9 protein-coding genes (1 of these 9 only partly in view) are annotated in these 15382 nt (G+C 71.6%); 1 reads left to right on the plus strand and 8 read right to left on the minus strand.

The genetic code is table 11. The features are described 5' to 3' along the window. The 4 genes from EDC02_RS25690 to EDC02_RS25705 all read right to left on the minus strand — a co-directional run. Positions 1 to 5727 carry the beginning of a toxin glutamine deamidase domain-containing protein gene (locus tag EDC02_RS25690; RefSeq protein WP_123604161.1) on the minus strand. It extends 37413 nt beyond the left edge of the window, so 5727 of the gene's 43140 nt are visible here — the first part of the coding sequence; the start codon lies at positions 5725 to 5727; its stop codon lies off the left edge, out of view. 246 nt (positions 5728 to 5973) lie between these two features. Beyond that, positions 5974 to 8394 carry a hypothetical protein gene (locus EDC02_RS25695; protein WP_123604162.1) on the minus strand — a complete coding sequence of 807 codons (2421 nt, stop codon included), beginning with the start codon at positions 8392 to 8394 and terminating at the stop codon, positions 5974 to 5976. A gap of 237 nt (positions 8395 to 8631) precedes the next feature. Beyond that, entirely contained in the window at positions 8632 to 9837 is a 1206-nt protein-coding gene (locus EDC02_RS25700) for a S8 family serine peptidase (protein WP_123604163.1), read from the minus strand. After that, positions 9834 to 10208: a hypothetical protein gene (locus EDC02_RS25705; protein ID WP_148083622.1), complete on the minus strand. Its 375-nt coding sequence runs from the start codon at positions 10206 to 10208 to the stop codon at positions 9834 to 9836. Before EDC02_RS25705 ends, EDC02_RS25700 begins: the two co-directional genes overlap by 4 nt. A 384-nt stretch (positions 10209 to 10592) precedes the next feature. Here EDC02_RS25705 and EDC02_RS25710 point away from each other — a divergent pair, with 384 nt between their 5' ends. Next, on the plus strand, positions 10593 to 11267 hold the full coding sequence (locus EDC02_RS25710) for a hypothetical protein (RefSeq protein ID WP_148083623.1): 675 nt from the start codon (positions 10593 to 10595) through the stop codon (positions 11265 to 11267). A gap of 38 nt (positions 11268 to 11305) precedes the next feature. On the opposite strand, the gene EDC02_RS25715 is transcribed toward EDC02_RS25710, so the two are convergent. The 4 genes from EDC02_RS25715 to EDC02_RS25730 form a co-directional block, all read right to left on the minus strand. Then, positions 11306 to 11743 carry a hypothetical protein gene (locus tag EDC02_RS25715; protein WP_148083624.1) on the minus strand — a complete coding sequence of 146 codons (438 nt, stop codon included), beginning with the start codon at positions 11741 to 11743 and terminating at the stop codon, positions 11306 to 11308. Positions 11744 to 11958: 215 nt separating this feature from the next. Continuing rightward, positions 11959 to 13263 carry an aminotransferase class III-fold pyridoxal phosphate-dependent enzyme gene (locus tag EDC02_RS25720; protein WP_123604167.1) on the minus strand — a complete coding sequence of 435 codons (1305 nt, stop codon included), beginning with the start codon at positions 13261 to 13263 and terminating at the stop codon, positions 11959 to 11961. Next, entirely contained in the window at positions 13260 to 14213 is a 954-nt protein-coding gene (locus EDC02_RS25725) for a transketolase C-terminal domain-containing protein (protein WP_123604168.1), read from the minus strand. Before EDC02_RS25725 ends, EDC02_RS25720 begins: the two co-directional genes overlap by 4 nt. Next, on the minus strand, positions 14210 to 15304 hold the full coding sequence (locus EDC02_RS25730) for a thiamine pyrophosphate-dependent enzyme (protein ID WP_123604169.1): 1095 nt from the start codon (positions 15302 to 15304) through the stop codon (positions 14210 to 14212). Before EDC02_RS25730 ends, EDC02_RS25725 begins: the two co-directional genes overlap by 4 nt. Positions 15305 to 15382 lie beyond the last annotated feature (78 nt).

Here is a 15382-nt window from a genome sequence, read left to right on the forward strand (position 1 = left end):
TTTGCTCTCCACTGCCTCGCCAGCTCGGACGCTGGTGGATTCGAGTGGCAGTCGGTCCGCCGGAGTACGCTCGTCCGGCGGCAGGGCCGCCTGGGTCCGGTCGAACTCGACGAGCGCCTCAGCCGCCTCCTTGACCTCCTCTTTCAACGTCTCCAGCTCGGTCTTAGTGTTCCCGATCTCCGTCTCGGCCAGGCTCAGCTCGTCCCGGGTCCGGTCAAGGTCACCCTGGAGGGCGCGCACGTCCCCTTCCTGCTCGGTGATCCGACCTCGCAGCTCGGCCAGCTTGTGCTCAATCTCGCGCAGCTGAGCCGACAGCCGGTCGATCCGGGACTGATGATGCGCGACGCGACGCTCCGATTCGGCATGCCGCCGGGTCGCCAGGTCGAGCCGGTTGGCGGCATCGACGAGCTCGGTGTGGATCCTGGTCAGCTCGTCGTGTTCCCGCGACCACCGGCTGAACGCCTGCGCCGACGTCAGTTCGAGATCGGTGTCGGGCAACGCCGAGGCGGTGGTATCGGCTGGACCGGCCAGCAGCGCCGCCAACGGCGGCGGCGGGATCGTCCCGGGGACCGACCGCATGCCGGACCGGGCGTCGTCGTACGTGTTCAGCACGGCAGCGAGCAGGAGCTCCCGGGCCGGGTCGGGTGTGCCGTCACCGCTGGTGCCCCGCACCGCGTCGAGGTCGTTGACGAACGTGCCGAGCTTGTCCACGACGGCTGCGGCGCCCGGATGGCCACCCTCGGCCAGGTCCCGGACCGCAGCCCAACTGCGGTCGGCCCAACGCTGGTACCGGTCGACGATCCGGTCCACGGCGACCGCCGGGTCCAGCTCCGCGGCACGTAGCAACGCCAAGGGGCCGGCCTGGTGCAACGGGATGAAGCGGATCTCGGATGGATGTGCCGGCAACCCGGCCGGTTGACGGGTCACCACATCGACGAATGTCACGACGTCCGGCTGCTCGCCCGGGCGATGGACGAGGGTGCGCGTCGGCGGCGCATCGGGCGTGGTCCAGGTCGACAGGACACCGGCAGATCCCGGCGGCGCCTGCCGCATCGCCTGCTCGACCCGGTCGTAGCTGGCCGCCTCGGCCGGCAGGCGGGTACCGGTCGCCTCCGGGTACGTCTCGTCGGATGTCGCCTCGGCGAACCGCAGCGCCGCGACGCCGTCGGGCCCACCCGCGACGCGAGCGATCAGCCCGGCGGCGGCCCGGTCGCGTACGGCGTCGGAAGCGCCGGCTGGCGGGTGGAACTGCGGGACGGTGCCGTACAACTGCGCGACGGTGTCCGCCGCAGCGCCCCTGCTGACCCGCCGCGCCGTCGACGGGGCCGTCGGGGTGCCGGACCCGACGGCAGCGGAACCGGTCGGGGTACGGCCCGATACGCCGACGCGGTCCTGGTCATCCCCGGATGGCGACTGCCGCGACGGCGGTACGTCGCGTGCTGCCGGTGTCGGCACCACCCCGCCGGTCGCGACGAACCGGACCCGCGACACCGCCGGCGGCACCCACGCCTGCCTGCCCGACCCATCGTCCCAGGTCACCTGACTGTCCCAGAACACCACCCGGCCGTCGTCATCGCGGAACACGTTGAACGCGTGCGCCACCGCACCATCCGCGCCGTTCACCACCACGATTCCCGACGCGCCCGGCGAGGCGTCCGCCATCGCCGCCTCGATCGCGTCAATCCCCTGGACGTCGCGCAGCTCCGCGTTGGCGTACCACGCCAGCACTCCGATCTGGGTTGCCACCGACTCTGGTGCCTCGTACCGGCCGCCGATTCCTAACCGCTTCGACCGCCAGACCATGTCACTCACGATCGAGGTGAACACGCAGTTCGTACCGGACTGCGTCGGATTGACCTTGACAGGTTCCAGATCCGGATCAGCGGCCAGGAACTTGTCCCGGTCCACCGTCGGTCCCACCGGCACCCAACCAGCCCGGGAAGCCCGGCCCGCGCGAGCCACCTCACCGGTCGTCGGCGCAGGTGGCGGCGCAGGCTTGTACCGGGGAACCGACGGCGGCGGCGGTCCGACGGCCGGAAACGGATCACCCGGCGGAACCGCCGACAAGTTCCGCCGTACTTCCTCGCGCACCAGCAGCGCGTCGGCCGTATCGAGCACACCCTCGTGGGCCGCAAGCAGCGTCTCTGCCCGAGCCGCCGCCACGTCCCGCGACGAGCCGTCGAGCAGCAGCGACGTCGCCACCTTCCCGGCCGGCCGGGTCTGCCAGTCGGTCCGGCCCAGATGGTCTGTCCGTCGACCGGGCCGCAGCTGCATGATTCGCAGCTCCCACCGGATCCCCTCGATCGCGGCCGCCCGTCCGAGGCCGTCGCGACGCGCACCGTCCGGTGCGGGGCGACGGGCCAGCCAGGCCGCCACCGCCCCGGAAAGCTGGGCCGCCACTGAGTCAGCGTCCGCGCCCCGGCTGATCAGGATCTCGGCCCCGTCCGGGTCGTCCCGCAGCGACAGCACCGAGCCTTCAGGCGCACCCGCTGGCGGCCCATCGACCAGGCGCATCGGGATGCGACCGGTGTCGGTGCCGTACGCCGCGCTGCCCCGGTCCGTCCGCAGGCGCAGCACCGGATCCCCGCCGCTGCCGACCACCTCGGCATCGAGCAAGCCGGGCAGTCGCGTCGCGGCCAGGAACCGCATCGCCTGGTCGGCCACGCCGAAGATCTCCCCGGACCGGTCAGCGGCGAACCGGTCAACGGCGGACCGGGCACCGGACGGGCCGCCATCCGCTGTCGGGTCGGTGGAGCTCAGCGGATCGGTGGCTACCGACGCCGTCTCCCGGTCGCTGTCCGTCGGACGCGAGCCGGGATCTGACGCCGACCCGGCGGCTGGCGACCGGGTCGTGGTCAGCGGCATCGGTACGCCGACCAGACCGACCGGGTCGTCGCTTTCCGTGTCTATCCCGTCGTTACGTGTCGTGCCGCCACGTGCCCCGTCGCCACGTGCCCCGTCGCCACGTGCCCCGTCGCCACGTGCCCCGTCGCCACTACGGGTCTCGGCTGGACGCGGCGGGGTCGCGCTCTCCACCGCCGGCGGTGTCTGCCGGCCAGCGGCCGCCTGTTCGGGCTGCTGGCGCCCCGGGTCACGGACCGTCCGTTCGGCAGCGCTCGCCGGGACCTCGGCGGTGGGCTGCCGTGACTGATCCACAGCGGATACCCGCTGGTCGGGGGTGAGTGTCGGGACCGCTGCGGCGCCGGTCTCCGTCTCACTCGCCTCGGATTCCACCGCCCCGAGGTCGTCGACGTCGGCGACGTCCTGCGAGGTGAGGAACTGGGTGAGCCCCTCGGGTTGGCGTCCGACGGCATCCTCGTCAACGGAGGATCTGGGGGCGGTGGGTGCAGTGCTGGTCGCCGGTGGGCTGGCGGTCGCCGGTGGGGTGGCGGCCGCCGCCCGCTGCGCACCGGAATCCTTTGCCACTGGCGCCGGTGCGTCCGACTGGACCACCGAGGTGTTCCGAACGTCCACGCTGCCGACTTGGATAGAGCGCGGCTGACCACCACCGACGGTCTCGTTCGACGCTTGCTCGGCCGAGTCATCCGGCGCGACCTGCACTGGATCGGGGGCGGCTCCGTCCGCCGAAAGATCCGGGTCGCCCAAGGTCGTCGGCGCGACGACCGGATCGCCAGCGACCGGATCCGCATAACTACTCGGCGGCGGGCTGCCGTTCTCCGCCGAGACCGTCTCCGGCAACACCGTCTCCGGCGACGGGGCAGCCGCACCTTGGGCCTCGGTCGTCCCGGGCCGGACGCTGTCACCGGCACGGCTCCCCTCGCTGCCCCGGCTCCCCTCGCCAACCCGGGTGCCCTCGCCGCCCCGGGTGCCCTCCCCTGCACGGGTCTGGGTCTCCGACTGGCGGGCGCTGCCGGTCTCGCCGCGCTGAGACGGCTCAGTCCGCCCGGCGGTGTCGCCGGAACGCGTACCACCCTCGGCTGTCTGCGCAGCCACGGCACCGCCGCCCAGGACACCGGTGACCGGACCGGTCCGTCCGGATCCGCCGGCGCCGTTCTGATCCGCCGCCTGCCCACCGTTCTGGTCAGCGATCTCGCCGGCGGCCGGAGCGCCGTTCATCTCCCCGTCGACGACCGACGCTTCGGGCTGCCCGTTGGCGGTACGGAAGGCGTCCGTACCGGCCGGACCACCGCCGATCTGGCTGTTGACAGAACCGACGGAACCGATGGAGCTGTCCTCGCCGTCGACCCGGCCGCCGGCGTCGACCGGTGAGACCAGGTCACCGAGCGAACTGGTGACCGGTACCCCGCCGGCCCGATCGTCGCCGCCCGAAGCCGGCGTGTCCGCCGCCCCACGGCCAGCGCCCACCCCGTCGACAGCCCCGACGCTCCCCTGCCCGGCGAACCCTTGCTGCTGGGCCTGGATTCTGCCGCCAAACCCGACCAGACCAGGCACTCCGCTACTCGGCAGGATGTTGGCCGCTGCGTAGTCGAGGAGCCGGTCGTCCTCGTCGTCGGTTGCCCAGTCCTGGGAGTCGTCGTCAGACCAGATGCTCGATCCGTCGTCGCCGAGCAACCGTTGCTCGGTGACGTCCCCGATCCAGGTGGTGTCCTCGTCATCGCCGACGACGCCGTCATCGCCAATGACGCTGTCGTCGTCAGCGACCAGGGTCGCGTCGTCACTGAAGACACTGCCGTCACTGAAGACGCTGCCGTCGTCGGCGACCACCGTCGCGTCGTCGCTGACCACGCTGCCGTCGTCGCCGATCACCGTCGCGTCGTCGCTGACCACGCTGCCGTCGTCGGCGATCACACCGTCGTCGTCGGACAGCGGCCGGAAGGCGCGGTCCCATCCGGTGACCGACGGCAGGTTCACCGACTCCTTGAGCTCGGTGGGGGTCGCCGCGTTCGACTCGTGCATACCGCTCACGAAGGCACTGGTGGCGGTCCCCCACCGCACCTCGATCGGCGCACCGACCGCGGCCTGCCCAGCCAACTCGGCGGGAATCGCGACCGCCCCCTGGGCACCGCCCTTGGTGGCGATCGCCCCGGCGCGGAACGTCCAGTGGTTCTTGATGAACACGGTGCCGTCGGGCAGCGCCCGATCGACCCTCGCCCATCTCCCCGCGCCCCACCGGACCAGCGACTGGGCACCGAAGTTGGTCACACCGGCCGCACCGGCCTGAATGATCGTCTGAATGGTCGCGTCGCGGATCGCATCCCAGTTGATGCCCTCGCGGTAGTCCCGGTGCTCCTGGATCGCCTGGATCAGCAGCATCAGCAGCGGCTCCTGCGCCAGCTCCTGCGCCACCTCGACGAAGATCTGACGGAGGATCGCGGTGACGATCGCCCGCGTCCCGGCGATGGCCGCCGGGATGGCGAGCGCCCCCCACAGCGAGGCGATCAGCCACGCCAACTGTATCGCCAGCAGCGCCAACTGAATGACGACCATCGCCTTGGCCTCACCAAGGTCGGCCGCGCCGTTCTTCAGGTCCTTACGCATCTCCTCGACCGTGTCACGCAGACTGTCGATGTTCTCAATGACATTCCCGAGTGACTCGTCGACCCCGTCCGCGAAGCTACCGGACAGCACATCCGGAACTGCGGACCGCTGCTGCACGACCTTTTCGCGGGCCGTGTCCAATGCATTACGCAGAGATTCCCACTCGGCGGAGTGGGCCCGCAAACCGCCTTCACTCCCGACCGGCCACCGCTGACCGACGAGGAACTCCAAGATGCCATTCAGCCAGGACGGGATCTGAACGTCCATGGCAGATCACCGATCTGTTCCAGGCCGACGAGCCGCCGGGAACGCGGACAGGTCGTCGGCGGCAAGAGTCGAGACGCGAGCGCCGGAACCCGGAAGTTGTCCTACCACCGCTCGCCACCCCCTGACACGTATCGACGCGTCAAGCATGCTGCTCACCGGCACGGCGACGACCGGGCCAGCCCGCCGGCGTCATCCGTACAGGGAAATCCCTCGGCGCACGTCGGCCCGCGCTCCAGCGGGCCGGGGTCAGACTGATCGGAGCTGCGGGCCGCCCGCTACGGCAGTCTCCGGGTTCTGCACCAGGTAACCGAGCGGCGGCCCGGCCAGTCGATCGATCGCTTCCTCATCGGTCAGCGCCTGGGGCGCGACGGACCACCGCCGGCGCAGGGCCCGCTCAAGCCGGTTCAGCGCCGCCCGGTCCGCCTCATCCAGGCCTGAAATGTCCGGCTCACCGGGGAGCACCTCCCGCAGCAGCACAGCGGTCGTTGGGACTGCGACATCCTCGGACGGCGGCGGGCTGCCTTCCCGGACGGCGAGGACCTTGAACCGGGCACCAGCTAGAAAGACCGCCTCATCCAGCTCCTGCCGTTCGGCCAACGCACCGGCCTGCCGGGCGGTACGGGACCAGACCAGGTAGTCCACGTCGGCACCCTGCACGGCCAGACCAGCACCACTCACGCTGCGGAACCCCGGCTCGACCAGCGTCGTTCCCTCCGAGTAGAGCTGTTGTGCCGGCACCGCGAGCCGGCCCTGGCAGAGCATCGCCCGCCGGCACGGCGGCAACCGGCGCAGCCCGGACACCAGGCACGACAGGTAGCTGGACAGTTCCGGCTGTTGCCCGGCCCGCAGCCCGGCGTTGAGTCGGGCCGCGCCCAGCTGCGACCGGCCGAAGAAGACCCGTACCGCGACCAGGTCGATCTTCGCTTTCGCCGAGATGTCCTGACGCAGCGCGGGCCACGCGGCCAGCGCGGCGTTCACCGTGGTGATCGAGTCCGTGTACGCCGGCCCGAGGGCGGCGGTGAACTCCCGCTGTTCCTGCAGGGTGCTGTCGCGATCGGGGACCGGGGACCCGGCCGCCGCCACATACTGCTCAGCTGACCCGGATGTGCTCTGCTCCGGCGCGGCGGGCTCCAGTTCCCCGGCCGTCGTCGGCGGAAGCTCGATTGCGGCCGGCGGTGAATCCCCGACCGTAGCGGGAATCTCGTCGGAGCTGTCGTCGTCGGGCAGCTCCGGGTCCGGCCCGGAACTGGTGATCACGAGGGGGTGGGTAGGCGGTGGGACCGTCGCAGGCGGTGGGGCCGGTTCCGGCCGTACCGGCACCGACACCCGTGCCGGCAGCGGTACGGTCAACCGTGGCGCCCCGGTAGCTGGCCGTACCGGCTCAGCAGTCGTCTGTTCGACGTAGCGCAGGTCGGATTCCTGCCTGTCCGGTACGCCCTCGCCCGGTGCGACCTTGTCCGGTGCGACCTTGTCCGGAAAGCCCTCGCCCGGTACGTCCGCCGAGCGACTACCGAGCGCGGCGGTCAGTCGATCGGTGGCTGAGTGGGCGAGACTCGGGTCCACCCGGAGTTCGCCGGGCGCTGTCGCGACGGTACGACACAGCGCCGCCACCAGCGGCTCGGATGCCGCCACATCGAGCCTCAGCACACCGGCGGCCGGATCGATGAATGCCTGGTCCGCCCGGCGGTAGGTGCCAGCCACGCGGAGGAGAATCCCGGTCGCGGTGACCTCCGACAGTAGTTTCGGCTCGACCGCGTGGCGGTAGAGCCGGTCACTGACCCGGATCCACCCGGCGCGCAGCACCGCTGGCGGCGGTGGACCAGCGAACTCGCGGCGGCCGATCGGCTCCGCGCCAGCGGTGACCTGACCGTTGTCAGACGAGCGCTCGAGTACCAGTGCGAGCCGGTCCAGCCACTGTGGCCCGGGCTGCTCTGCCGCAGGGTCGATCAGACCGGTCTCGATACGAACCATGCTCCGGGCCGGCAGTCGGGCGAAGATCACCGCCAGCTGGTCCGGCTGCACCGGCGGCTCGCCCACCTGCCGGAGCACCAGTGTCGGCCCGCGTCGGTCCACCGGCAGGTTGAAGGCCGGGTCCGAGCGGTCGACCACCGACCCGGCGCTGGCTCGGAGCAGGACCCCGGCCGGAATGGGGTCGGCGACGAGGCCGGGCAAGCCAACCGGGCGGTCCGGCAACGCGGTTTCCCACGGTGGTGTCGGATAGCGGTTGGCGATCAGGTGACTGTCGCTGCCGGGACGGAAAGATCGCCAGCCTGAGGCGCCGGCACCGGTGCCGACGTAGCGGGTGCCGTCCAGGGTGAGATGGATCGGACCGTCCGGGGCCACGAGCTCGGCTCTGACGTGGGTGGCCAGCCGCATCAGCCAGTCGGCGTGCGGGTCCCCCGGGTTCCCGAGACCGTCTGCGGCCACCCAGACTCGTCGGGCGCCCAACTTCCGTGTCGCGTGTTCGACGACGCCACGCAGCCGGGCGCCACAGGTGGGGTGGTCGAATGCCCGGTTGGTGACCAGGACCAGTGCGTCGCCGCCGCGGCAGGCGGCAGCGTCCCGCAGCAACCGCCAGAGCAGTGCCGGCGGATCCTCGGCGTGCGTCACGACGGCGACGTGCCCGTACCACAGTGGATAGATCTGGTCCGGCGGCGGAACGTCCACGGCACCGGGCCGCCGTCGCCACCTAAACCACCGCGGCGGTGCCATCCCCACCAGACCTCCAGATCCGCAAGGCCCGACCTCCTCGCGTTCGCCATCTGACAGATTGACGCGTCGGCCGCCGGCGATGCACCAGGCCACTCACCATCCGCACTTCTGCGGGATAACCCTTGCTGACGTGGCCGGCCGCGCGACAGGTGACCTGCCGGGCCTGGTCACCGGCCGTGCTTCCGGCCGTCATCAGCCGGATCGCCGGGCCGACGTACGCCATCTCCGACCAGCGATCAGCACACCCGCCAGGGCCGAGCCGGCCAGGACGAGCCCGATCAGGACGAGTCTCCAGTCGGTACGGGTAAGGCTGCCCGTCGAGGGCGCGGCACCGTCGTCCACGACGTCCTCGCCTACGTCCGCGACGCCCTCGCCTACGTCGTCCGGCTGCACCTGGACCGCCCGCCCCGGGTTGATCAGACCCCAGCCACTGATCGGATCGGGCGGTACGTCGGCCAGCCCATCGGCCGTCCGCTGGATCTGCTCGGCGGTCGCGACCGCCGACAGCCCGGCCGCCGACGAGCGGACGAGCGCGGCAAGCCCGGCCACGAACGCGACCGACAGGTGCGAACCGGTCCGGATCACCTCGCCCGAGCCGTTCGCGCTGAGCGTGACGACCGCCGAACCGGGAGCAAGGACGTCGACCGTGTCGGGTTGGTAGTTCCCCACCAGACGGTTCGCCGCGTCGACGGCGCCGACCCGGAGCATCCCAGGTATCCGGCCGTCGCCGACGAGTTGGTCTGCGGCGACCACGACGACCACGTCACGGGCGGTTGCCGCGCGAACCGCCCCGGCCACGTCCGCGTCGGTGAGGTCCACGCCCCCGGCGATCATGACCACGTCCGCACCTGCGGACACCGCTACCTGCAGACCCAAGGAGAGTTGGGCGGAGCGCAGCGGACCGTCGGTGGCTTCGATCCGCACCGGGAAGACGGTCGCCTCCGGTGCGATTCCCACCAGGTCGCTGCCGGGCCGGGAACGGGCGACGGCCACCCCGGCCATCTCCGTACCCTTGCCGAGACAGTCGGTGTTGGCGAAGCTCTTCCCGGTGACGATGTCGGCACCTGCGGCAACCTGACCGGCCAGCGCCGGTGCGGCCGAGTCGACGCCTGAACCGATCACCCCGATGGCGATCCCCCGGCCACGCCCGCTCGGCCATGCCGCGTCCGGCGCGAGCCGCAACTGCGCCCAGGAAACCGAAGTAACAATCTGGTCGACCGGTGTCGCGCAGCCGGTGCCCGGTGCGGCCGTGGTTGGTTCCGGGGCGGGCGCGGCCACCGCCGGGGCTGATCCGACGACGACACCTGCCGCAACCGCTGCGACGAGTCCGGCCGGCCATCGGCCGAGCGCCGAGGCCGCAGCGCGCCAGGTCAAGACACCGATGGCGATCGGCATCATCTCGCGCCCCGCCAGAGCAGCACCAACGCGCCGCCGGCCAGGCCGGCCACCGTGATCAGCAGCGCCGCGCTGATCAGCCGACGGAGCAGGTCTGGTGCGAGGTAACGTGACTGTCGATCGGCCGGCTGCGGCTCGACGGCTACGGCTTCCGGCGAGGTGATGGCCGGAGGATCTCCGACCATCACGCCGGGACCAGAGGCGTCCGGTGGGAGCAGGAGCACCCAGCCAGGTTCGATCCGGGTGGGATCCACCAGCCGGTGGCCGTGCGGCTGCGGGCGTCCCTGATTCAGGTCGAAGATCTCCTGTAGCCGGTTGCCGTCGCCGAGCGTGGCTGCCGCGATGGCGAACAGGAACTCGGGTTGGCCGTTCACCGGCGGGCCAACGATGTAGTACTTGACGGGCCCGGTACTGGCCGGCGCCGCCATGAGATCCATCACGTCCCGGTGTGCTATCGACGCTGAGACGGGGGCCGACAACAGGACGGCGCAGAGCACGAAACCGGGGACCCTGCCTCGCAAAGTGTGGACCTCCCCGGACAGCTCACGCGCCCTTCGACGACAGCTCATGCGTCCTTCGACGTGGCTCCGGCCGCCGGCAGCCGGAGCCGCTCAAGGATAGCGTCACGACCCTGCCCAGCCTGCTCCAGCGGCAGGTCCGACCGGATCGCGTCCGATAGGCTTCGGCGGATGGAGCCGGACGGAAGGCCACGCAGCGGATCGACCCGCCACCGACCGCTTGCCATGCTCTGGGCCGCGGTGCCACTATCCGTCGCCCTGGTCTTCATCCAGATCGTCGAACCTGACGGTGCGGCCATGCCCGATGCCAGCACGGCGGAGAGCGGAGCTGTCACGACACCGGGCGATCCCCTGCCGCAGTGGCCCAGAGCACAGCTCGCGCAGGCCCAGTCGGACCAGGCCCAGTCTGAGCAGACCAGCCAGCCGCAGGAGCAGGCCAGCCCTTCGCCGACGGTCGGGAACCCGGTGTCATCGACCACGCCCTCGGTGCGGCCCACCGGGTCGGCCGAGGCCAGCGCGCCGGGAGCCACACCGGCCACCCCACCCGTCACCACGGTAAGCGTCGAAGCAGAAGCATCGAGCAATCTCCTGGGCGGCGATGCCAAAGTAGCCAGCTGTGCCACTTGCGACGGCGGAGCCCGGGTTCAGTACGTCAATGACGAGAACTACCTGGAGGTGTACGTCGACCTGCCGGTCCCCGGTACCCGTTCGGTAGCGGTCCGCTACGAATCCGACGGGCTACGGAAGATGGGGGTCCAGATCAACGGCGGTCCGACGCTGACGTACCCGGTGGCCGGCTCCGGCGGTTGGGAGACCCCGGCGACCTTCACCTTCGAGGCTCACCTGTCCGCAGGCCGCAACGCGCTACGGTTCTCCGGACACTCGCCAGACATCGACCGGATTGTCGTTGGCTGACTCACCCGACTCAACGAGGTTGACAGGTTGCGGTGCGGCTATTTCCGCCCAGCACGCCGTACCTCCTCGACCAGGTCGACCTCGCCCTCAACGGCCGCGGCGGCGAAGCGAACCCTTTCGCCGGACCACAAGGTGAATTTGTAGACGGTGAACGCCGCCACCGGGAACACCCGGTCGTGGTGCCACGGGGCCACCACCTTCAATCGGCCGGCGACGCCGCTCACCGCGATCCCGCCGGTGTAGAGCAGCAACATCGCGTTGCGGCGCATCAAGAGCGAGGTCGCGGCGATAGCCGCTCCGGCAAGCACCAGCGCCGCACCGACAAGCCACGACACCAGCGTCATGATGGCTCCCTGAACGATCAGGGTAACGCCGGCCAGGATGACAAATGCAACAACCGGGCGGTAATGCCACCGAAAGTCACCAAGGTTCGCGTCGCGGGCCGCCTTCTCGACCAGTTCGTGTGGGCTCGGCACCCTGCCCTCCGTTCCTTGTTGCACGTCGATCCATCCCGGTGCCGACAAGCTTGCAGCGGCTGGATGGCTGAGGTCGGTAGCCGGCGCGGGTTGGTCACATCCCATGACTGTGTGTCCGTCGATCGTGGCCAGTCTACGCCCGGGTATGCCGAGAGCGAGCCACAGCCGCGTTCGTCGAGGCTGGACCCGAGGAACAGACTCGGGGGCCGGGCCGGCTACCGCGCGCCGAGGTGCTCGGCGGCGTACGCGGTGATCGTCTTGCCGAGGATCGCGGCGAGTTCGGCGCACTCGTCGGTGTCGATGGTCAGCGGCGGCAGCAGCGGCATCACGCCGTCGGAGTAGCTGGTCAGCAGCCCGTTGTCCCGGCAGGCCAGCCGGAGCCGGTAGACGTCGCGCACCGTCCACGGCGTACCGTCGTCGCGGTAGCGCAGCTCCAGGCCGAGCAGCATCCCCTCACCACGTACGTCCCCGACGTGCGGATCGTCGGCCAGCGTGTCACGCAGGATGTCGCACAGCTGCCGGCCACGGTCGCGGACGCCGTCGAGGAAACCGTCGGCGGTGAGGACGTCCAGGACGGCGAGGCCGGCGGCGGCACCGAGCGGGTGCCCGTCGGTGGTGCTGCCGTTCGGGAAGCCGAGCCGGAACGGCGGCTCGGCGAGCGCGTCGAAGATCGGGTCGGCTACCGCGAGCACGGCGAGCGGGAAGTATCCGGCGCTGAGGCCCTTGCCGAGCACGATCATGTCGGGTGGCTCGGGCAGCCGCTCGCTGACCGTCATCGCCGCGACCCGACCGGCGCCGGTGGTCACCTCGTCGGCGACGACATGGATGTCCCGGGCCCGGCAGTAGTCGATCAGCGCCGCCAACTGGTCGACGCTGGCGGCGTGCAGATAGTTGCCCATCACCGGTTCGACGATGACGGCGGTCACCTGCGCCGCGCCGAGCCGGTCGACGACGGCAGCGACGGCGTCGAGCAGCCCGTCGCCCCCGGCGACGTGCACCACGCGGTCGTCCAGCGGCGTCGACCACTCGTGCAGGATCTGCTCACCGGTGAGCGCGGTGGCCAGCGGCCCGGTGCCGTGGTAGCTGCCGTGCACCGCGATGATCCGGTCACGGCCGGTCTCGCCGGTCATTCTCCGGTAAAAGCGGGACAGCATGCCGGCCGCCTCGGTCATCTGGCTGCCGGTGTTGCCGAACCGGATGTGCCGCAGGGTCGGCGGCAGCGTCGCGGCGAGGGCGGCCGCGTACCGCACGGTGACCCGGGGCGGGTGCTCGTAGCGCATCACCGTCCCGGACGGCAGCTCGTCGAGCTGGCGGCGCATCGCCGCCTTGACCGGCTCGCACGAGTAGCCGAGGGTGACGTTCCACATCGACGAACGGGCGTCGAGGTAACGTCGGCCGGCCTGGTCGACGGCGTAGCTGCCGTCGCCGCCGACGAGGAACATGTCCGGGTCGGACTCGGCGAGGAACTCGCCCATCGGGGTGATGCCGTGCCAGGCGTGGTAAGTGGACCGGTCGATCATCGGGCGGCTCCTCGGCGGGCGGCGGACACGACGTGTTCCTCGTCCGGCAGCAGGGCGGCGCTCAGCGGCGGGCTCACCGGGGCCGGCACCGGGGCACCGGCGACCACGTCGAGCCGCTGCGGCGCGACCGCGCCGGTGCGTACCAGGTGCAGGCCGAGCGCGGACATGACGCTGACGCCGGCTGGGGCCTCGTCGACCAGGATCACCTGACCGCCGGCGGTGCGGACCATGGCGGTGACGCCGTCGAGGTCCAGCGGGGCGGCGGTACGCAGGTCGACCACCTGGGCGTGCAGCCCGTCCCGGTCGAGGACGGCGGCGGCCCGCAGGCAGGTGGCGACGGTGTTGCCGATGCCGACGAGGGTGAGGTCGCGGCCGGGGCGGGCGCGGCCGGCGACGCCGAACGGCAACGCGGCGTCGGTCGGCTCCGGTTCGGGCAGCGACGCCCAGTCGGCGGCGTACAGCCGGGGCGATTCCAGCACCACCACCGGATCCGGATGCACCAGCGCGGTACGCAGCAGCCCGGCGGCGGCGTTCGGTGACCCGGGCACGGCGACGACCAGCCCGGGAATCTGGCTGAGCAGGCCGTGCGCGGCGTGTTCGTGCTGGGCGCCGAGTTGCTCGCCGCCCTGGGTCAGCCCGCGCACCACCACCGGTACGGTGAACTGCCCGTCGGACATGTACCGCCACTTGGTGGCCTCGTTCACCAGCTGGTCGAAGGCGGTGAACAGGAAGGCGGCGCGGGCGATGCTGACCAGCACCCGGCGGCCGAGCAGCGCCATCCCGACCGCCATGCCGAGCATGGTGTTCTCGGCGATCGGCAGCCGGACCATCCGCTCGGCGCCGAACAGTTCGATGAGGTCGGGCTGCTGGTACGTACAGAACATGCTCATTGTGGGCTGGTCGGCCAGGGCGCCGCGGACCGCGCCGACGGACGGGTGCCGGCGGGTCATGCCGCCGGCTCCCGCACCGTGACGGCTTCCGGCCAGGTGGCGCCGGGCGGCCAGGTCGCGGCGGTGACCGCGGTGACCGCGCTCGCCGGGTCCGGCCGGTCGGCGGCCAGGGCGTCGGCGAAGACCTCGGCCAGCTCCGCGGTGGCCTGCTCCCGGACCGTGGCGGCCCGCTCCCGGCCGGTGGCGGCCTGCTTCCGGATCGCGGCGGACGGTCCGGCGAGGGTCGCCTCGACGCGGGTCAGCGGATCCCGGGCCAGCCAGCGCTCCCGCTCGGCGGCCGGTCGGTACTCGCCTGGCGGCTGCGGTCCGAGCTGGGCGTGGAAGTGCCGCAGGTAGGTGTGGGCGACGAGGACCTGCGGGCGGCCCGCCCGACAGTGGGCCAGGGCCGCCGCCGCGGCCCGGTGCACCGCGGTCACGTCGTTACCGTCCACCTCCGCGCAGTCCAGCCCCAGGCCGCGGGCGGTCTCACCGGGTGTCCGGTGCCGCACCAGGTCGCTCGGGGTGTGGTCCTGCCAGCCGTTCTCCTCGCAGACCAGCAGCAGCGGCAACCCGAGCACGGCGGCGACGGTGAGCGTCTCGTAGGCGGCGCCGGCGCCGAACGCGCCGTCACCGCAGAACGCGATGACCGCCCGGCCGCTGCCGGCGGTCTTCTCCGCCAGCGCGGCACCGGCCGCGATCGGCAGCTGCGTGGCCACGATGGAGCTGGCACCGAGCAGGTAGCGGGACCGGTCGGCGATGTGCATCGACCCGGCCTTGCCGCCGCAGACCCCGCCGACCCGGCCGAGGATCTCCCGGGCCAGCCCGGCGGCGGCAACCCCGGCGGCCAACGCGTGCCCGTGGCACCGGTAGAAGCTCACCACCCACTCGTCGGGCTGTCGGGCGGCCAGCACCCCGACCGCGACAGCTTCCTGCCCGGTGTACGGGTGGACCGATCCGGGCACCTGGCCGGCGGCGGCGCATGCCAGGACCTGCTCCTCGAAAACCCTGATCCGAACCATCTCGCGGTACGCGTCCGACAGGTCCATCGTCTGGGTGTTCCCCGTCCCTGCGCCGGCGGAGATCCGTGCACCGGCCGCATCGGAAGCAATCATGATCGCCTGCTGAATGCCGCCAATTATGGTGCCGGATCGACGCCGGTCGCAATACTGGAATTGGTCGGGGTCCGGTCA

The sequence above is a fragment of the Micromonospora sp. Llam0 genome, assembly GCF_003751085.1.
Lineage (GTDB): Bacteria > Actinomycetota > Actinomycetes > Mycobacteriales > Micromonosporaceae > Micromonospora_E.